The organism is Phocaeicola acetigenes (genome assembly GCF_027529745.1).
GTDB lineage: Bacteria > Bacteroidota > Bacteroidia > Bacteroidales > Bacteroidaceae > Phocaeicola > Phocaeicola acetigenes.
On record NZ_JAPZVM010000003.1, the window covers coordinates 321,002 to 346,611 of the forward strand.

The following is a 25,610-nucleotide window of genomic DNA, read 5'->3' on the forward strand; positions in this document are numbered from 1 at the left end:
GAAGACAAAATGGTTATTTTTAAGTATTGTTCACCCTGACACAAACCTCTACTTTTGCAAATGTAAGTAAAATAGACAAAACACATGAGTACAGAAAAAGAAAAAGCCCAAAGAGGTGAGTTATATGATGCGAACTATGACGTAGAACTTCTTGCCGAACGTGATATCTGCAAAGATATGTGTTATGAGTACAATCAATTACGCCCTTCTCGAAAAGCCGAACGACAGCAACTCATCCGTAAGCTATTCGGAAAGACAGGTCAGAACTTTCTGATCGAACAGCCTTTCTATTGCGACTATGGATATAACATAGAAATAGGAGAAAACTTCTATGTCAACGTGAATTGCGTAATGCTTGATGGCGCTAAAATCCATTTTGGAGACAATGTATTTATTGCACCTCATTGCGGCTTTTATACAGCGGGACACCCTTTGGATGTAACGCAGCGAAACCAAGGACTGGAATATGCCTATCCCATCCGAGTAGGAAATAATGTATGGATAGGGGCAAATGTATGCGTGCTTCCCGGAGTCAGCATAGGAAACAACTGTGTAATTGGAGCTGGCAGTGTAGTAAACAAAGACATTCCAGACAATTCTCTGGCAGTTGGCAATCCTTGTAAAGTAATCCGTACCCTCACAGAAGAAGATAAAAACAAATATAAATTAGTATGAAAAAAATTCTTTTAGGTTTGTTTGCTTTTTTAAGCGTACAAAGTGCATCCGCACAGACATTAGAAAAAATGCAATGGTTTAATGAACCTGAACAGTGGGAAATAAAAGACAACACCTTGTCAATGTTTGTAACTCCACAGAGTGACTATTGGCGTATTTCACACTACGGCTTCACTGTAGATGATGCTCCTTTCTACTACTCTACTTATGGAGGAGAATTTGAAGTAAAAGTAAAAATCACAGGCGATTATCAAGCCCGGTTCGACCAGGCTGGTCTGATGCTCCGTATCGACCACGAAAACTACATCAAGACCGGTATTGAATTCGTTGACGGAAAATTCAACCTCAGCACTGTAGTAACTCACAAAACGAGTGACTGGAGTGTAATTGCTTTAGACAAACCTGTTCCTTACATCTGGATTAAAGCAGTCCGCCGGCTGGATGCTGTGGAAATTTTCTATTCGTTCGATGACAAAAACTATACCATGATGCGCAACGCATGGCTGCAAGACAATACTCCCGTAATGGTTGGAGTAATGGGAGCCAGTCCGGATGGAAAAGGCTTCAATGCAAAATTCGAACATTTCAAAGTAACACATTTACCAGACCTTCGACGACTGGAGTGGCTGAAAAAGAATCAAGAAGCACAATAACAACCATGTTGTGAAGCTAAGCATTGAAGTAAGAACAACTCATGCAACAAAAATACTCGCCAGTCCTTTCAGGTAAATACTGCACTCATCACTAGAAAGTACTGCACTCATTTCAAGGAAAAAACTGACTCATTACCTGTAAGGACTGGCAAAGCATTTAATCGTATACTGCGACTTTTCTTATACCAGCATCAATCCTACTCCTTTGACAGTTTTTATCTGAACTGTTTCATCGGCTGCAAACAGTTTACGCAAGCGCGACACAAATACATCAAGGCTACGTGATGCAAAGTAATCGTCTTCCGTATCCCATAAACGGGCTAGAATCTGTTCCCGCTTTACCACCTCTCCCTTCTGCTCACACAGCATCCGCAAGAGTTTTGCCTCACGCTGTGTAAGGCTTTTTTCTTCTCCCCGCACATCGTAAAGCATCTGTTTCTCCGCATCGAACGTAAACAACTCCCCAATATGAAACACGTTTCCGTGTGCCGTATGTCCTGTTCCTCTCGTCAGTTTCAATAAAGCCGTAATATGTGCATTCAGCTCTTCGGCAAGAAAAGGTTTCTTGATATAATTGTTCACCCCCAGTTCATATCCCATCACCACGTCTTTGGGAGAGACACGTCCCGAAGTAAAAAGGATAGGAGTATCTCCGTCGGTTTCCCTAATACGGCGTACCATTTCGTACCCGTCCATTACCGGCATTTCGATATCCGATACAATGACATCGGGCTTCTGCTCACGCCACACGCGTAATCCTTCCTCGCCATTGGCAGCAGTAGTGACTTCATATCCTCCAATCATATCTTCCAGTCCGCCTTGAATAATATAGCACAGATTAGCATCGTCTTCTACCAAGAGTAGTCTTATCATAGAATCAGGTTTTATTTTGTTATACATTCTTCTATTTTATCCCCATGCAACATCCGCTTTTATTCTGTAGCGTCAGTCGCTTCTCTGGAAGTTTCCGGTTTGAGCTGCGGAAGGAGAAGCGTAAATTCACTGTATTCTCCCTCAATACTTTCCACCTCCACTCTACCTTTGTGCGCCTCCATCACCCGAAATACATAGTTCAGTCCCAAACCGAATCCGGTAGCTCCCCCACTTCGGGTTTGTAATGCAGCGTACGAACGTTCGTATTTTTCGAATATCCGGCTCTGGTCTTTCAACGGAATACCGAATCCATTGTCACGCACTTTGATATAGATGTAACCATCCGTTGCCTTTCCTGAAGAGAATGCTATTTCCACTTCTTCACCGGAATATTTCACTGCATTGTCTATCAAATTACTCAAAGCCTCTTCCAGAAACTCCTCATCGGCATATACCGTCTTCTCCTCCAACTGCCAGCTGTAACGAATCGGCTTGACTGATTTTGCCGCATATTTATCAGCCAATCCCTCAAGTATCCGCTGCAAATCGCAGTATTCTTTCTGCAACTTCAACTGATGATTTTCCAGTTTCGACAAAGTCAGTACTTTATTGGTAAGATGAAGTAAATGTTCTCCTTCTTCCTTTAGAATACGGAAATAGCGTGCTTTCTTTTCAGGCTGGCTGTCCAGTCGTCCGGTCTCTAAGATCTGCGTACCCATCAATATAGAACTCAGAGGCGTCTTCATATCGTGAATCATGGCATACGAAAAGTCCTCACGCAGTTTGGCAATCTTGTCTTGCCGGATAATAATCCGTATCTGATAGACAATGCACCCAATGACCAGAATCATAATCAAGACTGTTGCGATAAGCAGCAAAGTCATACGCTGAAAGATAACCCAATACGGATTGACGATGGCTCCTTGCAGGAAACGCTGGCCATCAAAATCAATCGGAACTTTTTCTGTCTTCAGTAAAGCATAAGAAGGGAAGTCGCCCGTCACAGAAGAACGAAGTACATTACCCATAGAATCGACTATACACGAACGCACCTTTGCAGGTATGCCTATCGAATCGAAAATATTTGTATAAATAGAATCGAGTGCCGACAAGTGTACATCTTGCTTAAACTTCTTAAGATAAGCCTCCTGAAAAGCAATATGAATGTTCTGCATCAGCCATCCGCTGGCATTGTTCTGTAATGCATCACGGGGCAAGGTATCTCCTTTCAAACCTGCATCCAAATCAACTCGCATACTGGTCACCGTATCACCATGCTCTTTTCTCCATTGGTCCAAACGGTAGAACACTTCTTCCAGAGTTGCATCACGAAAGACTTCATTATTCTTAGCCTGCAGGCTTTCTTTAGTCAACTTATAGGTATTGACCAGCCATACATATTGCAGTTCTACAATGGCAATCAGTCCTACAATGGCTATCCAGCGAATATGATTCATCTTCATCTCTCTTCTCCTTAACGTAACGTTAACCTTGCCTTAACCTATAAAATAGAAAAGGCTCTTTATCTTTGTCTCGTCGAAGATAGAGAAAAAAAACGAATCAATATGAAAAAGCAGAATTTTCTTGTCACATTGTTACTTTGTATTGCTGCAAGCATCGGAACAGTCACAGCACAAACCATACATGGAAAAGTAGTCAATACCGATGGGCAACCTGTAGATGGAGCTACCGTAGTATTGCAAACACCAGACTCCGTTTTTGTGGATGCAACCATCACCGATAAGGAAGGAAGTTTTCTCCTGAATCATACTTTAAGTCAATACCGGCTTATCATCCAGCATATTCTGTACCAGACACTACAGAAAGAAGGCCGGGGAGAAGAAGCAGGAGTCTTTACCTTACAGCCTAAAGATTATGCTTTGGGAGAAGTAGTGGTAAAGGGAGAGCGTCCTGTAGTAAAGGTCGAGGGTAGCCGACTGAGCTACGACATGCCTCAGCTGATAAAAAACAAACTGGTGAGCAGTGCATACGACTGCATCAAAGAATTGCCTGGAGTATTGGAACAAAATGAAACACTGACACTGGCAGGAACTTCCACTCCTGTCCTTATTCTGAATGGGAAACCGTCGACGATGACGCAAGACCAGATTATTACTCTCTTAAAGGGAATGCCGGCTTCGCGCGTGGAAAAAGCTGAGGTGATGTATAGTGCACCTCCGCAACTTCACGTGCGCGGCGCGGCTATCAACATCGTACTGAAAGGGTATAAAGCCGAAGAAGGCAGCAATATACAGGGAGAAGTACACGGTGCATACCTGCAAAAAGAAAAGGCGAGCGGAGAAGGCGGATTGGCTTTGGCTTATACTTCGCAAAAGATAGATGCCGATGTGATGTATAATTTTGCAGCAAACCGACACGAACGGCAGGATTTGGACCTGATTACCAAACATACTGTACAAGGGAAAGTGTACAACATGGAACAATATATGACGGGAGCAGGAGACAAACCGTCGCATACTCTACGTACCGGCATCACTTACAAACCCAATGACAAGAATCAGTTAGGCCTAGCTTATACTTCTCAACTTAGCCCGAATGACAAACAAAACACATACACAAGGGGGAATTTGTCTGATGCCCACAGTACAAGCAGGGACGAGAGTCAGATGCACAATATTGCGCTCGACTACACGGCTTCGTTTGGCTTGAAAACCGGAGTCAACTATACTTATTTCACATCCGACGGAGTACAAGACTTTCAAGAAATTTCAGGAGAAGGAAACGACATCCGTTTTATAAACCGTACCAACCAACGTATCGAGCGTTGGAATGTATATGCCGACCAGTCACACTCCCTCTCGAAAGGATGGACATTGAATTACGGTACGGCTCTTAACTATGTAAGCAATCGCAACCGCCAGCTTTATGAATCAGGCCAAGATATGAGCGACCGGAATACAGAAAGCGGTATTGATGAATATACCTATAATCTGTATGCCGGTTTCGACAAGAGTTTTAATCCACAATGGTCGTTGAGTGCTTCGGCTGCCGTAGAGTATTATCAAATGGAGGAATATAAAAAGTGGGCAGTCTACCCTACTCTTCAACTGAGTTACGTGTATTCACCTCAACATATCTTTCAGCTTACATTCAGTTCGGACAAAACTTATCCCGATTATTGGACGCTGAGTGGGGCTACCGGATATATGAGTAGTTACACCGAATCGCAGGGTAATATGTACTTACGTCCGTATACGGTCTATTCTACCCAACTGAGCTATATATTAAAAAGCAAATATATTTTCCAGGTAGGCTATGACTATATGCCCGACTTTTTCCAGCAAATGCTTTATCTGGACTCCAGCCAACTGAAAGCAATCTACAATTTCCGGAATTGGGATTACAGCAGTAAATTCAAAATAGTGAGTGTGCTTCCATTCAAGGCCGGAAACTGGCTGAACTCACAGCTTACTTTAGTAGGGATGCATATGCATGCCAAAGCTTCCGATTATTTCGATGCTCCGTTCGACCACAAAAAATGGATAGGCATTGTCAATCTAAGCAATACATTTACTCTCTCTCAAAAGCCAAACATCAAACTGGAGATTTCGGCTTTTGCACAGAGTGAAGGTCTTCAGGGAAACTACGACATCAGTCCTCTCTGGATGATGGATAGCGCTTTGCGCTGGAGTTTTGCCGGCGATAAAGCCATGCTACAACTGAAAGGAACGGATATTTTCAATGGGCTTAACCCCAAGACCACGATCCGTAGCGGCACCCAACATATCGATATGGAAGTAAGGTCGTATGCCCGGAGCCTTACACTTTCTTTCAGTTACAAATTCAACGGATACAAGAAAAAAGAAGTGAAGGATGTTGATACCTCCCGTTTCGGACATTCCTAAAAAAGCAAAGGCGTAAGACTTTCACAAGCCCTACGCCTTCTTTTCTGTTAACCTAAACTAAAACTATTCAACCACACAAATGCTGACACGGTTTTGTTCAGGAGATGAGAACGGCTGTACCGTGTCGCCTTTGTAATCAACAATTATTCTTTCCTGGCTTATACCTGCCTCCTTCAATGCTTTGGCAACTACCTCTGCACGTTTTTTAGAAAGGCGTTTATTGTAAGCGGCATAACCCGTATTTTTATCTGCATAACCACATACATTTACTTTTAGTTCTGAATGTGTACGCAAAAATTCTACCAGTTTTTCTATCTTTTCTTTTTCGGATGTACGAATCGAAGCCGAATTGATAAGGAAGTAGACATTTTCAGTCATTGTTTCTTTTTCCTGTACTACAGGAGTCGGCTGTGTTACTACCGGTTCAGTTTTTTCTTCTACTACCGGAGCAGGTTGAACAGGAGCCGGTTCATATGATACCACTTCCGGAGCAGCTTTTGCTTTCTTACCAAACTTAAAGGTCAGACCTGCCAAAGCATTGAATTGCCAATCGGCATTACCAGCTTTTTTCGAATTAAACTTGTCAGAAAGTACATTGGCATTCACTTCCAGATTAAAGTAAAGTTTGCTACTCAAACGCAAATTAGCTCCCAAACCAGCACGTCCTACCACAGAGAACTGATTGTCCTTCCATAAATACTCCAACTGATATCCCGAAGTATTCAAGGCTACTGCTTCATCATTATTGAATGCTCCATTCAATCCTACACCCACAAAAGCATAGGGATTAAATACACGATGCTCATTATAACCTGCAAAAAGGTTTCCCAAATCAAGAGTTGCATCTACATTTCCCTGTAAATAATTATATTTATAATCTTGGCGGGGAGAAACCCATGCTCCTTTTCCCTGCCATCCACTGATACCGGCGCGCAAACCCCATAAAGGAGTAAATTGATAGCCTCCGTAGATTGCAGCAGCAGGAGAGATCAAATCTCCAGTCTTGACTTCTCCACGGGTAAATCCAGCACCAGCTTGTATTCCCATATACCAGTGGGGAGTAAATTCAGTCTTACTTTCATCTTTTGTTTGAGATGAATTCGAAGCACCTTGTGCAAAAGCTGTTGCTCCACACAGTAAAGCAAGAGCAAAGAGTGTCCGTCTCTGTTTCATACATTTAGGTTTTAAGATTAAACTTTATTAATTAAAGAAAAACCTCTAATAGAAGAAAAGGGGATGGCGTTCATGCCACCCCCATTCTTTTATTATAGCATCATAGAAGAATTATTCCATGCTATGTGCACTGCTCAAAATTTTCACAACACCTTCAGCATTATTAATTACTACATTAGGAACAGTCAATGTTACCTTAGAAGTAGCAAATTTATCTTTCTGAAGTTCTGTACCGTCATTGTCCCATACAATCTGAGATCCTGTCAATGTCAAGTTACCACCAAATGATTCCCAAGAATCTGTAGTAGATCCTGTCAAATCATAGTCAAAACTATAACCAGAATCAGCAAACTTATAAGTAGCTCCAGCAGATGTTACGACACCATTTTGATAGATGATTTCATTCAGAGGACCTGTTACAACAACAGCTTTAGCCAAATCAGCTTTAGAAGCTTCTGCCGGCAGGGTCTTCAATGTCAACTCATCAAGACTTACAGCATACGGAGATGCAAAACGTACAGTATAAGTAAGTTTCTGTATTTCACCGTTTGCTAATGTCATGTTCAAGTATACTACATAATCACGATAATCTCCTGTCAATGGAGCAGTCAACTGAATATCCTGAGTAGTAGCAACACCAGAAGTAATAGATGCACCTGTTTGCAACGGTTTCAATGAAGCAACCAAATCTTTATTATGGTTAGCAGGAGTTGTATAACCAACTAAGTAGTTTTCGAAGTGTTCCTTAATTGCAGAAATCATTGTCCACTTATCGACTACCAATCTACCCTTAACCTGAACCATATTTTCTCCAATCTTATAGTCTGGGTTCAGTTCAGGGAATGTAACGTTGTCTTCAATCTGATAAACAAACTTCACAACTACATTCGGATAAACTTTCTTATCCTTAGACTCAAATGTGATAGTAGCTTCACGTTTCTGACCAAGTTTAGCAACAACTGCAACCTGAGTCGGATCCATATCAATTGTAGCAGCATCAGTAGTTGTACCAGACTGATCATTCCACCAGTTATTAGTAAGTTCAACACCAGCTTCTGCAACCACATTAGCAGCTGTTGGTTCATTATAAGCAGCACGGAATTTATCTACTGTTAAATTATACTTAGCATAGAACTGGTTAACAATAGTCCATTCAAGTCCCTTAATCTGAGTACCAGCAGCCAATGCATCCAATGCCTGATAGTTGATAATACCACAATCTACAGTCAAGATTTCATCTTCCTTATCTGCAGCCGGAGCACTTTCTACTACTTCAAGTTTGATATAACCACTTGCAACTTCTTTACCGTTAACTAAAGCTTTTGCCAAGAAAATAGGAGTACGTCCAATAGCTGCAGTACCATATTCATTTACTTTTACTGTACTACCTTCCAATACTACGAAATCTTGTTGATTAGTTACACCATCATTACCTAAATAAGTTTTTGGCTTTTCGAATGTATAAGTCAAACCATCAATTTCAAGGCCTTCCAATGTAACATTATTAGGTTTCAAATCTTTAACCCATGTCCAAGCCAATGTATTCAAATCAAGGCTTTCATTATAAACCAATTTTGCATCTGCTGCAGCAGTCTTAGCAGGTTCTGTAGTTGGATATTCACTAGCAAAAGCACCACCGCCAAGAGATTCGTTTACAATAGCGAAGTTTTTCAAATCTTCTGAAACGACTTTGCCATAATCAGAAACAATCTGTTCACCTGTTGTTTTATTATTACCAGCCAATGCAAAAATTGCGATTTGATCCTGTGCCAGTCCTTCCAAAGACTTTCTTGATTTCAAAGTTACTGTCAGTTCGCCAGCGTCTACATTTTTATCACTGATAACAAGCAAATCGTTTACATTATCACCAGTTGCACGTACCTGAGCAGTACGGTCAATCATACTCCATTCCCATGCATTTACATCTGCATTTGCCGGATTCAAGCGATAATGAGCTTTAGCATCAGTACTTTCAGCAACCTTACCATCTTTAGCAATAATGTTATAGAAACCTATTTCAGAAAGACCACTTTCACTATCAATTACATAAGGAATCAAAGCCAAAGACTTCAAATCAGAAGTAATATCAATACGGATTGGTTCTTCTGCACCTTCTGCACCGTAAATCAACATATATCCTTCAGCAGGATTATATACTACACGTACACCTTCATCTGTTGCAGGAATCCACTGGCTGTCAGTTTTAGTCTTTACAACTTCACCTTCCTCGTTGTAAGAACATTCGTACCAGAATCCGTCTTCGTTTGGTTCATACCATTTACCATCCTTACCGTCTTCACCCGGTGTTCCAGCTTCACCCTGATCACCTTTTTCACCTTCTGCTTTGATAGGTTTGCCACCTACAGTTACACGGTTACCATCGATAGTCCAATAGCCTTCGCTGTCAACAGATACAGTAGAACCCGGTTTACCATCGGCACCATCAGCTCCATCTTTACCGTTTGTCAGTTCAAAGCTTTCACCATTACTTAATGTTACCTTCACACCATTGGCAGTGTTTTCAACCTTTGTAATAACAGCACCAGCTTCGATCTTAGCTTTCAAATCAGCCAAGGTCTTTTCAATACCATCTACACGTTCGTTCAAAGAGTTGATATCATCGTCATAATCTGAACAAGATACCATTCCTCCAGAAAGAAGCAGGCTACCCAACACAAGGGCTCCATAGATTTTTTTCTTCATACTGTAATAAAATTGATTAATAAATAATTTCGCAGTTCATTCTGTTTTTCAAATCGTGTGACAAAAATAGATAAGACAAACCGATGAAAGCTTGTCTGTTCGTATATTCGTACGTACCTTTCGACAAAAGTCTCACTTTTCCTTATCGCGTATTTTATTTTTCCTCCATACCGAAGGAGACACCCCCTCATTTTGCTTAAATTGTTTGCTAAAATGAGCGGAATCCGCAAATCCTACAAAGTCCGCAATTTCACTTAAGCTTAGCTCCGGAGACTCACACATTTTACTTTTAGCCTCTTTTACACGCAGTTCATTAATCCAGCCATTAAAGTTCGTTCCATAAACTTCATTTATGAAATTAGACAGATAAGTACGGTTTATACCCAACTCTTTGCTTAATATTTTAATCGTAATACTTGCCTGACGATATCCATGGTTATTCACCCATTCCGCTACTCTTTCCGCTATTTTATCATTATTCAAAATAGTCTGGCGACCTGTATGTACAGAAGCTGCAGAAGGTATACTCTTTTTCGTTTCTTTATCTTTATTTGGTACTCTTTGATAACGTTTTGTCAATGAATGCAATGCCCATATTACTTCATGATTATGATACAGCAGTACCAATATAATAAACAGTAAAGTATATAGGAAAGTAAAAACCAAAAACAATCTTCTATCAAGCCAAAAATTTACCAGCACAGACAAAGAACAGACTCCATACAAACCAACTTTTTCTAATCCTATCATCCAACGAAGACTAGGATATGCATGAGGATGCTTTAATTTGTATTTTAATATAGTCTGAGAAAAGAAATAAGCATAATAGACAAGTACTATAATATTAACGAATGAAAGAATATAATAAAAATAAGTTTGCAACCCTCCATCTGCAAAAATCCAATACACAACATTAATAGATAATACTAGTAGTACTATTATCAGTTGCCGCCACATTATCCGATCCAGATTTTCGTCCTGATGCATAGCATACAATATCGCCCATGAAAACAAAAAGATAGTTAATGGAAGAAAGCCTTGTATCAATCCAGCTTTTAATATCTCATAATATTTCTCCCCGCCCAGGCCTGTCACAAGAGTTAAAACACCAACTAATAGCAATAACAACTCTACCATAGTCCGTCCTCTACGCATATTTATTTCCTCTCTTAAGCATCCTATTTCCGAGAAGTGCATAAGAACTGCCATAATCAAGCATCCTACCCCTGATATAATATCCACAGTTAAAAATAGATTCATGTTTTTATAAGTATTATTTTTGCCCCAACAATTTATACATTCAAAGCACAGCAGATATATTTATTTTTACACCTGCCCGAAACTCTAAAGATGTCTATTCATAATTTTATTAATTGTACAAATTTAGATAATCATTTCTATTACAATCACAATAGCGAGAATATTTGTTTTACTTTTTTACTATTATACAAGAATAATACAGTTTTCGCACAAATAGACAAATTATAAGTCTGGCCCGAAATATTAATGTAACATATTTTCATTCCAATAATCATATTATAAATTAGCCTCATGTGATAATTTTCTTTATTAATAGCACAACATTATGAGATATTCATCATATCCGTTTTTCTTCAATATCCAACGACGCTGATTATGCATTCAGCCTCAACAATTCAGCAGCCAACGTCGCTGAACATACAATCATCGCCATCGACTCTAGCCCATTCATATATCCAACAAATAATGATGCCCTTCCTATACATCAACATAATATCCATAAATTTGCAACTTTTTTTACTGGCATTTTTGAGTTCCAAGAAACAGTCAATTATATAATATATACAAATTGAAAAACTTCTCTTTCATTTGTCTAGGCACTCATCTTTCACTATATTTGTTCATTCATTTTCAATAATTCATTATACAATGATAGAAAAACAATGGTATAAAGTAGGTGGATATTCTTTTTGTATCACAGTTGACTCAATTCCCAATTTGCTCGAGACATTAACCAATTGTCATCCGTTCCGAATTTCTGAAGAAGAAGCAAAGTCAACAGATGAAACTATCTTCAACTTAGCTATCAAAGAATCCATACAAAAGCCTATATTTACAGGAAAGTTCATTGTTCAGTTCGAAGGAGAAGGAATTTATCTTGATTTATACGAATCCCCCAACGGCGAACAATTTTTTGCCATTTCCATGCAAAAACGTTCTATCGCCCTGTTAAAATTGGAACAGAATTCACCAAAGGCATCACTCATACTGGCAGCAGGTCTCAACCATCAACAACAGATTTTTGCCATAAACAATACACTCATGCTACTTTACGCAATTCATACTGCTTGTAAAAATGCGTTATTGATTCATGCTTCTGTCATAGCCTGTAAAAACCATGGATATGTATTTTTAGGAAAAAGTGGAACCGGTAAGAGTACACACAGTCAGTTATGGCTGCAACACATAGAACAGAGTTATTTACTTAATGATGATAACCCCGTGATCCGATTACATGACAACGAAGTGATTGTATACGGTACTCCTTGGAGTGGAAAAACACCTTGTTATCGTAATGAAAGTATGCCTTTAGGAGGAATTGTCCGACTCAGCCAATATCCGGAGAATAAAATTGAACGCCTGACTGGTGCTGCAGCCTATGCAGCTATAGCACCTTCCGCTTCAGCCATTCGCTGGAAACAAGAATATGCAGAAGGTTTACACTCTACCCTATCCAAAATAGTTTCTCATATTGGTATCTATCATTTACAATGCCGTCCGGATAAAGAAGCCGCACTGTTATGTTATGAGACTATTAGCAAGTAAAATAAAATATGACAAACAAAATCATTGTTCCAAACGTTATTCTTTTGTCTGAGGTAGAACGAATGCTAAAAGAAGGCAAGCAAGTCACACTCCGTGCAAAGGGTAATAGCATGCTGCCATTTATCCGAAATGGACGAGACAGCGTTATGCTGACAGGGAAATTTCAATTACAAAAAGGAGACATTGTGTTGGCCAAAACCAATCAGGGGACTTTCGTTTTACATCGTATCATCCGGCTCGATGAACAAACCATCACTTTAATGGGAGACGGAAATCTGAGGGGAACAGAAACATGTGAAAGAAAAGATGTTTTTGGAAAAGTTACCGCCATTTTGAAAAATGGGAAAACGATAAACCCATATAATCCATGGAATTCTTGGAAATCGGTTTGTTGGATTAAACTTCTTCCTCTCAGAAGATATTTATTGGCAATATATCGCCGACTATAAACACAAAAAATAAAAACATATAAATTTAATAGTATAATGAGAATTAAAGAAGGATTTGTATTACGGGAAATTGCAGGAGAAAAGATTGTTTCAGGAGAGGGCTTAAATCAAATCAATTTCAATAAGATGATAACTTTAAATCCTACGGCTGCCTATCTTTGGGAAAATATACTTGGTAAAGAGTTTGATAATGAAATGCTAGCTGCACTTTTAGTAGAAAAATATGATGTGGATTATGACACTGCACTAAAAGATGCTACTGCATTATCGCAAAAATGGATACAAGCAGAGATTGTCTGCGAATAATCTACAAAAAACATGGAGCAATCTGTCACACAGCTTTTCGTCCTTATCCGCAGCGGATTATGGAAAGAGCAACCGAATTTTAATCTATTCGGCAACGATACAAATTGGAACGAAGTATTTCAACTTGCCCAAAAGCAAACTGTATTAGGCTTCGTGATAGACGGACTGTCTATGCTACCAATAGCATTGCAACCCAACAAAGGTATGCAAATAAAAGCTCATTCCCTTCAGATACGCACCACGCAGCACCATCATCTGCTAAACGATGTAATCAGTGAATTATCGTCTCGTCTGAAAAAAGAAGGCATACATTCTGTGCTACTGAAAGGACAAGGACTGGCTCAAAATTATCCTGACCCTTTCAAACGGGCCTGCGGCGACATTGATTTGTATGTAGGAAACCATAATTATAAAAAGACCTGCCAGCTACTCAAACAATGGGGGATGCTGAAGGGAGAAGCGGAAGAAAGCAGCCACCATCTTCATTTCTTTTATAGAGAAGTACCTATCGAAATACATCGTATTGCAGGCATTCTTTATGGTTTGTTCCGAAACAAGCGTTTCCGTAAATGGAGTGATACTCTCCTTCAGGGTGAGGAATGTCGATCTTGTAATCTTGGAGGAGAAGCGGTATACCTTCCACCTATACGATTCGACGCCATGTTTATTTTTTATCACATGTATCGTCATCTGATTACAGGAGGAGTAGGACTTCGTCAGCTTTGCGACTGTGTGATGTATCTACACAGATTCAAGGATGAAATCAATCGTAATCTTCTACACGAAGATTTATGCCGTATGGGATTGATGCGTATATGGAAAATCTTTGGATGTATTGCAGTACATCATCTTGGTTTACCCAAAGAAGAGTTTCCATTCTATTCAGATACTGCAGAGATTAAGGAATTATCTGAATTTCTACTTGAAGAGGTCATTTTACGCAATGGAAACTTTGGACATTATAACCCCGACAAACAAGCACGCCCGAAAGGTTACCTTGCCGGAAAGTTATTCTCTTTACGAAACACACTGCTGTATCTAAGAAAAATGCAACGGATATTTGGCAGTGAGACACTAAATTTCCTTCTCTTCTATATTTATAAAGGAATAAGCAATATTTTGCATGATACAATTTACGGAAAGAAAAAGAAATAAAAAAGTACCCAATCCTTAATTGATATTACCGTTTATAAAAGTTACCTCAAAATAAGATTTAACTAGTATTTTGTCATTCTGAACGAAGTGAAGAATCTCCAAAATATGAGCTGATGCATATAAAACCAGCTTTGCCGACTTTGTTTCTTCACTACGCTCAGAATAACATATTGAAATAAGAATTTCTTACTATATTCATCCTTTTTTATGTGACTTTATTGGCAAAAATTGCCTATAATACTCATAATCTGAAACGAAACAAGTATAAAAACAAGCTACGCCAATATTTATTCTCACATGATTAAAATATCCGCTGGAATAGTTCCAGAGACATCACACAAAAGAAGATATCATGAGAAGATTAAAAGAATTCACTTCCGAAAAGCAGGAGTCTTTATCTCTACTTTCTTCCAATGAGCTGGACAAACAGACTGTATCCGTTCCACACCTCCTTTTGCAGCTACATTCCATCCGGCAAAACCATAAATGATTGCTTGTAGCACTCCTCCTGCTCCAGTAAGGAAATAAGGGTTGGTACCACCTTTTGTTTCTGCCATAACCCGGAAAGGAGGAAGCAAATAAGGCTCATATGCCTCCCGGAACCAATATCCTGCTTTTTTCTGATCTCCCAAACGGGCATATAACAAAGCAAAGACAGCCTGTGTCATGGCAGGAGTACCTGCATCAGGCACTTTCTGACTGTAATATTCCAAATCAAGTTTAATTTGTACAGAGTCGGTAATCAACTTCAACGGATAGGCAAGCAAATTAACATCTGCCTGCTTGATATGCTGTCCCTTATATGAGTCATGCTCCCGAGTTACTCCATTTTTCATTTTCGTAAATACCAGATGCGAAGCAATATACTGCCATGCTGTATCGGCAGGAAGTCCTAACTCCTGAGCTGCACGAGTCGCATATTCCAAATTCAAGCGGGCTGCTGCATTCGTAAATGCATTGTTGTCTACATTCTCTGCCCATTCATCGGCACATACCACATTTTTTATTTCATAGCGTCCTTCCTTGTACACCACCCTACTCTTCCAAAAACGAGCAGTCTGCTCCAACAGTGGCCATCCTTTTTCACGCAACCATTCCTTATCCTTTGTTACCAGATAATACTGCCATGCAGCCCAAGCTACATCAGCCGTAATATGATGCTCGTAAGGTCCGGACAACGAACTAACGGGAGTCTTTTCAACACCAGTTACTGCACTTTCCCAAGGAAACATTGCACCATCGTATCCATGAAGAAACGCATTCTGCCGTGCTTCTTCTAAACGATTTACCCGATATTCCAACAATTCTTTTGCCAAATCGGGATGAAGAACAAGCAACACCGGATACATCCACATTTCTGTATCCCAAAACACATGTCCGGTATACCCTTGTCCTGTCAGTCCCATAGGAGACAGTGAATAACCTGTTCCTTTACGCACCGATGCATACAGATGATACAGCATATTGTGCACATCCTGTTGTACCTGCTTATCACCTTCTACCACAATATCGCCTTCCCATAATTTTTCCCACTCACGGTTGTGTGCCTCTATCAATGCCTCTCTTCCCTGAAGTGCAGTATATACCGACATTCGTTCAGCAGCATTATAAGGGTCGGCAGTATGCATAGAAGAGAGCAGTGTACCCACCAGCGAAAAAGTATACTCTTCGTCTTTCTGTAAATGACGGGTAAACTGCATAAGATGAGAATCTGTATGTCGCATTTCATGAATAACACGAGGTTCCTCGCCTTTCTTTTCAGGAAAAATAAAACTATTGCTTGCCACAACCGTTGTCTTCCCCGAAGGAGTCTGGGCTACCGTTGTAAGCAAAGGGATATAAGCATGAGGAGGGTTCACCTCATTAAAATAGTTTCGGTTGTCACGATAGGCAGCCGGAGTCTGTACAATATTTTCTGCAACAATTGCAGTTTTACGAAGAGCTTTCACTGTAACATCCAACATCACCGAATGAGGTAAATGGCGCAAGGCATAATACATATAATGCACTGTAGCCACATCCTTAAAACGGAAAGAACCGGTTAATGTTCCATTATGCATATCCAGACATTGGGTATAATGAGATATGTTTGCAGGTGAAAGTTCCTCCCAGCCTATAAGCAAACGAAGATCCAACAAGTTAAAAGCAGAAATTCGCCCAGAAATGCGTCCTGGCCCATACGAATCATATAAACCAGCCAATACCACTTCTTTCAACTTCAGCGGCTCGGGAGAAGAAACAAGTCCAATCATACCGTTTCCAGAGGTTACTCCATAGTACTGAGTCCGGTCAATACTATCTGCCCGAAGCAGCCAACGGTCTTGTGCCGTAGCCGAAGCCAGACACAAGACCGTTGTCAACAAATAAAAAGCAAAACGTTTCATTATAATTCTTTAATACTGATTGCTACACCGCCACTAGGTGCCAAACGTTGTTTCAAAACAGTTTTACTGCTCACCTTTTTGGTTGAAATTACATAGTCTTTAGGATTGGTACGCCAATCAGCTTTCTTTCCATCTGCATAGATAGTAGCCTGATACTTCTTTCCTGCAGGCAAGAAGCTCAAATCAATTACCGCTTCACGAGCATTCTCGTCCGTAATACCACCAATATACCACTCATTCTTTCCTTTTGCTTTACGGGCAATCGTGATATAATCACCCGGTTCTGCTTCAAGAATATATGTATGATCCCAATCTACAGCTACATCTTTTATAAACTGGAAAGCATCCAAATGCTTTTCGTAGTTCTGATACAAGTCTGCAGCCATCTGAAGCGGACTATACATAGTCACATAAAGAGCAAGCTGTTTTGTAAGCGTACTGCTGAGTTTATTATTCTTCGAACCACCATAAGTAGACAAATCTCCTTCGAAGATACCCGGAGTATAATCCATCGGACCACCCATCAGTCGGGTAAACGGAAGAATTGTAGTATGGTCGGGAGTAATACCATTGAATGATTCAAATTCTGTTCCACGTGCAGATTCCTGTGCAATCCAGTTCGGATAAGTACGACACATACCGGTAGGACGCACTGCCTCATGCGAATTGACCATAATCCGATAATGCGCAGCCGTTTCTGCCACATAATTGTAGTGGTTCACCATCCACTGTCCATCATGATGCTCACTGCGTGGAATCATTTTTCCTACATAGCCAGTCTTCACTGCATCATATCCATTGTCTTTCATAAAACGGAACGCATCCTGCAACTGACGTTCATAATCTGCCACCGAAGAAGTTGTTTCGTGATGCATGATAATCTTTATCCCCTTCGATGCTGCATAACGATTCAGCTCTTTCACATCGAAATCAGGATATGCTTTTGTAAAGCTATAAATTCGCTCTTTACCAAAAGCCCAGTTGTCTTCCCAACCTTCATTCCATCCTTCTACCAGTACTGCATCAAATCCGTGCTTTGCGGCAAAATCAATATATTCTTTCACATGAGCAGTATTAGCTCCATGATGTCCGTTCGGCTTTAATGTAGTATAATCAGTTTTTCCTATGATGATGTCCTGATTATCGGTATAAGCCCACGAAGAGTTCGTTCCGATAAAATACTCCCACCAAACTCCTACATACTTGGTTGGCTTAATCCATGAAGTATCTTCTATCTTACACGGCTCATTCAAGTTCAGAATCAAGTTAGATGCCAGAATATCACGTGCATCATCGCTCACTACCACCGTACGCCATGGACTTGTTGTACCAGTTTGGATAAATCCTCTAAATCCGTTACGGTCTGGAGTAAGGTGAGCACTCATGCGGAAAGTCTTGTCGTCCAGATTCAAACACATAGCTGGATAATCCACCAGTGCAGCTTCATGAATATTTACATAGAGTCCCTCGTCTGTCTTCATCATTAGCGGTGTCTGCACTGCCAGTTCTTTAGGAGGAGCTTGAGCAGCAAGCGGTTCTTTCAATACGGCATCTTTCAAGCCTGCCACCTCCGACAAACGAGATGTAGTTACCGGATACTCATTTGAATCATAGTCAGCCGGAATCCAGAATGCTTTATGATCTCCTGCCAAACTGAATTCTGTATTTTCCTGCATAATGATAAAATGACGCAGTTCTTTTTGTACCGGGAATTCATATCGAAATCCCAGCCCGTCATCGAAGAGACGGAAACGAATATTCAACAGCCAACCAGTTTTTTTCTGACGTAAGGCTACAAACATTTCCTTATGATTATCACGAATCTCCTTGTTTTGTCCCCACACTGTTTCCCATGTGGTATCCGATTCAGCGAACTTTGTATCAACTATTTCAAAATCTTGATTGAACTGAAAATCCGGATGCAAGACAAATCCCATCTTACTTTCTTTAATAATCGGCTTACCTTTATAATCCAAAGAGTAAACAGGGGTTTCTGTACCCGACAAATGAAAATCTAATACCAGATTGCCATCTGGTGACTTCAAGGTTTGTGCCCATGCACTTCCTGTAGCAAATAGACTTAAAGCTAATGATAAAATAAAATGTCTCATGTGTATTGTTTAATAGATAGATGTGCGAATATAATAATTTTCAATATAGTTTTTGTCCTACAATTTGAAGTATTTTACCTGAAGCATAGAGTTCATTCTCCTTATTACAAAAAAGAATTCCAGGAAAGCACATAAACCTAGAAATGAAAATACTTATACTCTTTCTCCCTATATCGTAGTTTACAAGAATAAGCCATATAATGAAATGATAAAAATATATTGTTTTTCGATAAAATATTTATATTTTTCTTTTATAATTAAAAAATAAGACATACATTTGCATATCGAAAAACGATAAATATTTATCGAAGAAACAAATTATAACATTAAACACAACACACACATGAAAGCAATCGTATTGAAATCTGTATTCGTAATGGCGTTTGGGGCCATGAGTTTTACTACTGTTCATGCCGAACCTCAAGGCACATTTATCTATGGCGAAGATGAACACACACTGTTAGTATCGACCTTAAACCAGGATGGTAAGACACTGACTCCATGCATCAAATACGAATACAAGCGAAACACAAACGGAGCAATCACAGAAAAAAAAGCGTACCGTTGGGATCAATACTGCCAGCAATGGCAACCAGCCTACCTGCTAACGGTAGAAGACGGTCCCAGCACTACCATCTTGACTTATGTAGAATGGAACAGAAAGAAGAAAAGTTTTACCGAGAATGAACAGCAATATATTTACTATTCAGACTCGAACAATACCTTATTGGCAGTCACAGTCACAACGCAAGAAACACAATTTACTTACACGACCTTTTAACAACAGATTTAATTCACACATAAAAATAGTACAATTATGGGACGCACTATCAAACTTGCATTGTATTTTATCGGCTATCAGTTAGCCTTCGCTTTCGTAGGGATGTTCATCTATGTACTTCCTCTGTACGTTAGTACCGGTACATTGGAGATACCGGAAGCAACTACTCCTACCTTTATCACGGTTACACTCATCTCCGGAATTGTATCCACTTTGGCCATGGCCGCACACATCTTAGGATGGAAATATGTACAGCTGAATAAAGAAACACTCTCCGTATATTCTTACAGGCTATTAGCGGCAAGTTGTGTATTTGTCATCGGCATGGGTATGTGGACCAGTTACCTTAGCGAATGGATTACCACCCCTTCCGAAGAATTTATCCGAACCATGAAAATTATGATGGGTAATCCTTTAGGAGTAATCAGTGTGGTCATCCTGGCACCAATAGTGGAAGAGTTGGTCTTTCGAGGCGCCATCATGGGACATCTGCTGAAAACAGGTAAAAGCCCAGTTTTCGCTATCCTCGTTTCTTCTCTGGTCTTTGGCATTGTACATGGCAATCTGGAACAAGCGCCCTTTGCCTTTATTCTCGGACTAGCACTGGGATGGGTATATTACCGCACAGGAAGCCTTTTGCCCAGCATTTGCATGCATTTCGTAAACAACGGACTGACTACTGTCAACTATTACTTGTCTGACAATCCATTTGCCAGCATGCAAGAAGAGATGGGACTGGCAGGAGCTACCTTATATGCAATAGGAGGAATTTTTATCAGTCTTGCCTGCATCTTTTACATCCGCAAAAAGCTGGTACCACAACCAGCCAAGTGGAAAGAAGAATCCAAAGAATCTGTTTTACCCCAAGAAGTATAAACCATGTAAATTTACCGACCTATGAAACATATTAGTCTTTTAGGAATATTGGCTATCCTCATCATTATTGGAGAGTTTATATTCAGTTTGCCCGATATGAGCAAAGAATTTCAAGAAGGCTTCAACGACGGATATGAACAAAATAAAATAGTAATGGCAGAAAATGGAACAGTCAAGAAGATAGAACATTTCCATCGGGTATCAGTAGAGGTCACACCGATAGAAAGTATCCCAGCCGACACCTTACAGGCTACCATACCCTATCAGACCTCGCAAATAGAATGCTACATTGAACCTTCCACCAGTTTTCTGATATTTAGTCCAGCCATTCTAATAGGCCTTCTCGCTGTTCTGTACGGAATATACAGCCTGATACGTCTGCTCATCCGCATCTCACGCAAGGATGTGTTCTCACGCAAAAACATCTGGTGGCTGCGATGGTTCACCTATTCATACACCGGATTTTGCGCAATTTTAGGCTTGCTTAATCTTATGTTGGAACAGAGCGCACTCCAGCAAATCAATATACCGGGATATACCGTCGATGGAATAACCAGTCTCGGAATCGACTGGGGTACACTGGCAGTCATGATTCTACTCACCGAAATCTTCGCTGTGGGCGTCAAACTGAAAGAAGAACAAGACTTAACTATATAATATAAAGCTCAAAAACATATGCCTATTATAGTCAACCTTGATGTGATGATGGCCAAACGTAAGATTTCGTTGGGCGAACTGGCCGAACGGATTGAACTGACACCGGCCAACCTGTCCATTCTTAAAACCGGAAAAGCCAAAGCCATCCGCTTTTCCACACTCGAAGCCATTTGTCGGGAACTCAATTGCCAGCCTGGCGATATTCTTGAATATCAGCCCGACAAGGACTGAACAAATAAAGATACGGATAAATAGCGTATAATCCGCTAATTATCCGTATCTTTGCCATTGAATTAGATTTTTGAAATAGATGAAAACATTTGAAGAACTCGGCGTTTCACCCGAGATACGGAAAGCAATCGAAGAAATGGGATATGAAAACCCCATGCCTGTACAAGAAGAAGTGATCCCGTATCTGCTGGGCAACCGCAATGACGTAGTGGCTCTGGCACAAACCGGAACCGGAAAAACAGCCGCATTTGGTCTGCCGCTGATACAAAAGATTAACGTAAGCAAACGAGTACCACAAGCATTGGTACTTTGCCCTACTCGTGAACTCTGCCTGCAAATAGCAGGAGACTTAACTGACTACTCCAAGTATATTACCGATTTGAAGATATTACCCGTATATGGCGGCTCCTCTATCGACAGCCAAATACGTAGTCTGAAAAAGGGTGTACACATTATTGTGGCTACCCCAGGACGTCTTATCGACCTGATGGAAAGAAAAGTAGCTCATCTGGAAACCATTGCAGACGTTGTAATGGACGAAGCAGACGAGATGCTGAATATGGGATTTACAGACAGCATCAATGCCATCCTCGAACAGGTACCAGAAGACCGCAATACCTTAATGTTCTCGGCTACCATGAGTCCGGAAATTGCACGTATTGCTAAAACTTATCTGCATAATGCCAAGGAAATAACCATTGGTACAAAAAACGAGGGTAGCAAAAATGTACATCACATTGCGTATACCGTACATGCAAAAGACAAGTATCTGGCACTGAAGCGTGTAGTAGACTTTTACCCACAGATATATGGCATTATTTTCTGTCGTACTCGTAAAGAGACTCAAGAAATAGCCGACAAATTGATTCAAGACGGATACAATGCCGACTCGTTGCATGGAGAACTGAGTCAGGTACAACGCGACCTGGTAATGCAGAAGTTCCGCCAACGTCATTTACAATTGCTGGTTGCTACCGATGTAGCCGCACGCGGACTGGACGTAAACGACCTGACACATGTAATCAACTATGGCTTACCTGATGATACCGAAAGCTACACACACCGTAGCGGACGTACCGGACGTGCAGGAAAGACGGGTGTTTCTATTGCCATCATCAACCTCCGCGAAAAAGGAAAGATGCGCGAAATAGAACGTATCATCAATAAGAAGTTTACCATAGGTACACTTCCTTCCGGAAAGGAAATCTGCGAACAACAACTTATCAAGGTAATCGATGATATCGAAAAAGTAAAGGTAGACGAAGAAGAGATTGAAACATTCTTACCCAACATTTACCGCAAACTGGAATGGTTGAGTAAAGAAGACCTTATCAAACGCGTAGTTTCAATGGAATTCAACCGCTTCCTCGATTACTATAAGAATGCTCCGGAAATAGAGCAGCCTAAAGGAAACGACAAGAAAGAAACTGCAAAGGAACGGAAAGACAGAGGCTCCGACCGTGAAAAGACTGCACGCAAGGCAGAAAAAGGATATACCCGTTTGTTCTTGAATTTAGGAAAGACCGACGGATTCTATGCCAATCAGATTATAGAATTGGTAAACCGTAACCTAAAGAAACAGCGAATTCAGATTGGCCGTATCGATTTGATGCAGAACTTTTCTTTCTTCGAGATCATAGAAGCGCAAGCACCTATGGTAATTAAAGCTTTGAACAAGGTAAGCCTCAACGGACGCAAAGTGATTGTAGAAGTTGCCGGAGAGAATACCGGAAAAAGCGACAAAAGCGGAAAGAAGAAAGGTAAAACTGAAAAGAAAACAAGTAAACCCAGCCGGGAAGAACGAGGATATACTGCAGCACGTGGTCCAAAGAGAAAAGATGACTGGAAACAATTCTTCCAAGATGACAATTCATCCAAAGGTGAAAATCCGGGCTTCGAAGAAGAAGGATGGGCACGTCGCAAACGTAAAAAATAAAAAACAGGAGACCACTTCATTGCAATGAAGTGGTCTCCTGTTTTTTCTCAATATACTGATATCTATTTTACTTTTTCAAATTTGGCCAACCATCCTCCCCCAGACATCAGTGTCAGTGTCAACGGACGGAATGAACGGATTTTCTTCTCGTTTACTACAATTTCCTTTCTCCCTTTATCCGAAGCAACCGTCATCTTATAGGTTCCTTTGGGAAGAAAATTCAATGATAATTCTATTTTTCTTTCCTGCTCTCCATTTAATACAGATAAATACCACACATCTCCTTTTCTTCTTGCTATAGCCGCCAACTGACCTATTTCACTTTCAGGAAGTGCATAATGTTCATCCCATACAACAGGAACTTCTTCTATAAATTTACGTCCCGGACATGACAACATATCTTCCATATCAGCCGCAAAAATCAGCATCGGAGATGTAAACATATAGATAGAGGCCAACTGGTGAGTAAAGGTTACCGAAGGTGGACAGAATGCCCGGAAATTCAGAGGGGTATAATCTGCAGGACCTGCCAACCAGCGCGTAAAAGGAAGTACAGTATTATGATACGGCCATGCAGGTCCAGGCGCCCATGTATCTTCTCCTCCAACACTTTCCAATCCTCTTACAGCTTCTTTTGCCAATAAGTTAGGATAAGTATAACTATCTCCTGTAGGCTTATTCACTCCATGAAAAATTACCATCAAATGCTCACGAGCTGCATCCCGAAGTATATTCTCCATTAAATTGACAGTATACAGATTTTCCGTATGGAAGAAATCAATTTTCAATCCTTTTACACCAGCCTGCGCACACTTCTTCATGAAATCCTTACGCTCATCCGGATCATTCAAACCAATATCAGTTTTGTTTCCATTTCTTGGTGAAGACGGACGCCATACCCATATATCGACCTGTTTATTACGGGCATAATCCACCAATTCAGACAAATACTCCCATTTGGTTTTGCTCTTACCCTCCGGTTCTGTTTCAGGCCACAGTTCCCAGCCGTCATCCACTACAACCGACTGTAAACCTAATTCTGAAGCACCATCCACATATCTCTTATGATTTGCCACACTCAGTCTATTCTGCCCTTCTACTAACCAAGTAAATACAGAACGTCCTGGTCTTATCCAAGAGGTATGCTGTCCTTCAGGAAACAATGTTTGATCCGGCTTATCACACACTTGTGCTATAATGCGATTATTTACTAATCCATTTAAATCTTTTGCAAGCATCAAAACTCTCCACGGAGTTCTGATTTCATGCAAACTACTATCCGGATACACAATCCAAGGAACATCCTTTACAACCTCATGCCAATATTTAGATGCAGGAATCCCTGTAATAGTACCTGTTTCCAAATGTCCTTTATTCTCTACATATCCAACACGTACCCGATTTTCTTTTTCTCCCCATAATACAGCTCCATGATATTGGAACAAATTAGCTTCTGTTATAGCTGCATACGTTCCATCTGGCAAACGAAATGTAGCGGGAGGAGCCAATAGTTCATTTTCCAAACTATCTACAGTCCGTTCTTGATAAGCTTGAATCCATCCATATTGAAAAGGACCGCTGGCATACCATACACGAGTAGAAGCTGGAAAAGTAAAAGCCGTTTGTTCTCCATAAATACAACGTGGTCCTTCAGACGGTATACGATAGCGGAAAGCCACTCCATCATCAAATTCACGGACATCTATGTAAAATGAAAGAGTTCCCTTACGTTTAACTTCATAACATTTTCCTCCCTGTCCCTTTGTTTCAACAGGAGTTATATTTACATCCTGCCCTAACAAGACATTATCCACATTCAAGCCTAAAGGAGAAGAATCTATTACAGAACGTCCTTCATAGCTTACATTATAAGAAAGCCTTTCTTTTTCAATACTTAGATTCATCTGAGCCTTTTGTCCCCATAAAGAGTTTGAAAAAAGCATCAGTGCACCCATACACACAATTTTATACTTCAT

Annotated in this window: 20 protein-coding genes; 12 read left to right on the forward strand and 8 right to left on the reverse strand. The window is 40.4% G+C overall.

Going from position 1 to position 25,610, the window contains the following annotated elements:
• The first annotated feature begins 84 nt into the window (after positions 1-84).
• Positions 85-675 (forward strand): sugar O-acetyltransferase, encoded by a 591-nt coding sequence (locus O6P32_RS05995; RefSeq protein WP_269877426.1) that lies wholly within the window; start codon positions 85-87, stop codon positions 673-675.
• The gene (locus O6P32_RS06000; protein ID WP_269877427.1) at positions 672-1,328 is read left to right on the forward strand and encodes a DUF1349 domain-containing protein; all 657 of its coding nucleotides are present in this window, start codon (positions 672-674) and stop codon (positions 1,326-1,328) included. The genes O6P32_RS05995 and O6P32_RS06000 overlap by 4 nt, the downstream gene beginning before the upstream one ends.
• Positions 1,329-1,508: 180 nt before the next feature.
• Here O6P32_RS06000 and O6P32_RS06005 read toward each other — a convergent pair whose 3' ends face one another.
• Entirely contained in the window at positions 1,509-2,201 is a 693-nt protein-coding gene (locus O6P32_RS06005; RefSeq protein ID WP_178265689.1) for a response regulator transcription factor, read from the reverse strand.
• A 59-nt stretch (positions 2,202-2,260) separates the two neighbouring features.
• Complete coding sequence (locus O6P32_RS06010; protein ID WP_269877430.1) at positions 2,261-3,664, reverse strand: sensor histidine kinase; 1,404 nt, start codon at positions 3,662-3,664, stop codon at positions 2,261-2,263.
• Positions 3,665-3,766: 102 nt separating this feature from the next.
• On the opposite strand from O6P32_RS06010, the gene O6P32_RS06015 reads away from it, so the two are divergent.
• On the forward strand, positions 3,767-6,067 hold the full coding sequence (locus O6P32_RS06015; protein ID WP_269877431.1) for an outer membrane beta-barrel family protein: 2,301 nt from the start codon (positions 3,767-3,769) through the stop codon (positions 6,065-6,067).
• A 63-nt stretch (positions 6,068-6,130) separates the two neighbouring features.
• On the opposite strand, the gene O6P32_RS06020 is transcribed toward O6P32_RS06015, so the two are convergent.
• The 3 genes from O6P32_RS06020 to O6P32_RS06030 all read right to left on the reverse strand — a co-directional run bounded on the left by O6P32_RS06020 (position 6,131) and on the right by O6P32_RS06030 (position 11,203).
• On the reverse strand, positions 6,131-7,240 hold the full coding sequence (locus tag O6P32_RS06020) for an OmpA family protein (protein WP_269877433.1): 1,110 nt from the start codon (positions 7,238-7,240) through the stop codon (positions 6,131-6,133).
• 111 nt (positions 7,241-7,351) lie between these two features.
• Positions 7,352-9,943, reverse strand: coding sequence for a PL29 family lyase N-terminal domain-containing protein (locus O6P32_RS06025; RefSeq protein WP_269877434.1), 2,592 nt, complete (start codon positions 9,941-9,943; stop codon positions 7,352-7,354).
• A 132-nt stretch (positions 9,944-10,075) separates the two neighbouring features.
• Positions 10,076-11,203 (reverse strand): helix-turn-helix domain-containing protein, encoded by a 1,128-nt coding sequence (locus O6P32_RS06030; RefSeq protein ID WP_269877436.1) that lies wholly within the window; start codon positions 11,201-11,203, stop codon positions 10,076-10,078.
• A gap of 648 nt (positions 11,204-11,851) precedes the next feature.
• Between O6P32_RS06030 and O6P32_RS06035 the strand changes: the two genes are divergently transcribed.
• From O6P32_RS06035 to O6P32_RS06050, 4 genes are read left to right on the forward strand one after another with little or no spacing between them, the layout of a single operon-like run.
• Complete coding sequence (locus O6P32_RS06035) at positions 11,852-12,748, forward strand: ParB N-terminal domain-containing protein (RefSeq protein WP_269877437.1); 897 nt, start codon at positions 11,852-11,854, stop codon at positions 12,746-12,748.
• A gap of 8 nt (positions 12,749-12,756) precedes the next feature.
• Positions 12,757-13,197, forward strand: coding sequence for a S24/S26 family peptidase (locus O6P32_RS06040; protein WP_269877438.1), 441 nt, complete (start codon positions 12,757-12,759; stop codon positions 13,195-13,197).
• A gap of 36 nt (positions 13,198-13,233) precedes the next feature.
• Positions 13,234-13,503 (forward strand): PqqD family protein, encoded by a 270-nt coding sequence (locus O6P32_RS06045; protein WP_178265684.1) that lies wholly within the window; start codon positions 13,234-13,236, stop codon positions 13,501-13,503.
• Between the two features lie 12 nt (positions 13,504-13,515).
• Positions 13,516-14,658, forward strand: coding sequence for a nucleotidyltransferase family protein (locus O6P32_RS06050; RefSeq protein ID WP_269877439.1), 1,143 nt, complete (start codon positions 13,516-13,518; stop codon positions 14,656-14,658).
• Between the two features lie 371 nt (positions 14,659-15,029).
• Here O6P32_RS06050 and O6P32_RS06055 read toward each other — a convergent pair whose 3' ends face one another.
• Together O6P32_RS06055 and O6P32_RS06060 are read right to left on the reverse strand one after the other, a co-directional pair.
• Positions 15,030-17,042, reverse strand: a complete 2,013-nt coding sequence (locus O6P32_RS06055; RefSeq protein WP_269877440.1) for a glycoside hydrolase family 65 protein — start codon at positions 17,040-17,042, stop codon at positions 15,030-15,032.
• The gene (locus O6P32_RS06060; RefSeq protein ID WP_269877442.1) at positions 17,042-19,153 is read right to left on the reverse strand and encodes a glycoside hydrolase family 97 protein; all 2,112 of its coding nucleotides are present in this window, start codon (positions 19,151-19,153) and stop codon (positions 17,042-17,044) included. The genes O6P32_RS06055 and O6P32_RS06060 overlap by 1 nt, the downstream gene beginning before the upstream one ends.
• A 343-nt stretch (positions 19,154-19,496) precedes the next feature.
• On the opposite strand from O6P32_RS06060, the gene O6P32_RS06065 reads away from it, so the two are divergent.
• From O6P32_RS06065 to O6P32_RS06085, 5 genes are all read left to right on the forward strand, one after another.
• Positions 19,497-19,934, forward strand: coding sequence for a DUF3836 domain-containing protein (locus O6P32_RS06065; protein WP_269877443.1), 438 nt, complete (start codon positions 19,497-19,499; stop codon positions 19,932-19,934).
• A 36-nt stretch (positions 19,935-19,970) separates the two neighbouring features.
• Positions 19,971-20,810 (forward strand): CPBP family intramembrane glutamic endopeptidase, encoded by an 840-nt coding sequence (locus O6P32_RS06070; protein WP_269877444.1) that lies wholly within the window; start codon positions 19,971-19,973, stop codon positions 20,808-20,810.
• Positions 20,811-20,831: 21 nt separating this feature from the next.
• The gene (locus O6P32_RS06075; protein WP_269877446.1) at positions 20,832-21,467 is read left to right on the forward strand and encodes a DUF2975 domain-containing protein; all 636 of its coding nucleotides are present in this window, start codon (positions 20,832-20,834) and stop codon (positions 21,465-21,467) included.
• A gap of 18 nt (positions 21,468-21,485) precedes the next feature.
• Positions 21,486-21,698 (forward strand): helix-turn-helix domain-containing protein, encoded by a 213-nt coding sequence (locus tag O6P32_RS06080; protein ID WP_178267334.1) that lies wholly within the window; start codon positions 21,486-21,488, stop codon positions 21,696-21,698.
• Positions 21,699-21,777: 79 nt separating this feature from the next.
• Complete coding sequence (locus O6P32_RS06085; protein WP_269877447.1) at positions 21,778-23,634, forward strand: DEAD/DEAH box helicase; 1,857 nt, start codon at positions 21,778-21,780, stop codon at positions 23,632-23,634.
• Positions 23,635-23,696: 62 nt separating this feature from the next.
• On the opposite strand, the gene O6P32_RS06090 is transcribed toward O6P32_RS06085, so the two are convergent.
• Entirely contained in the window at positions 23,697-25,610 is a 1,914-nt protein-coding gene (locus O6P32_RS06090) for a glycoside hydrolase family 97 protein (RefSeq protein WP_269877449.1), read from the reverse strand.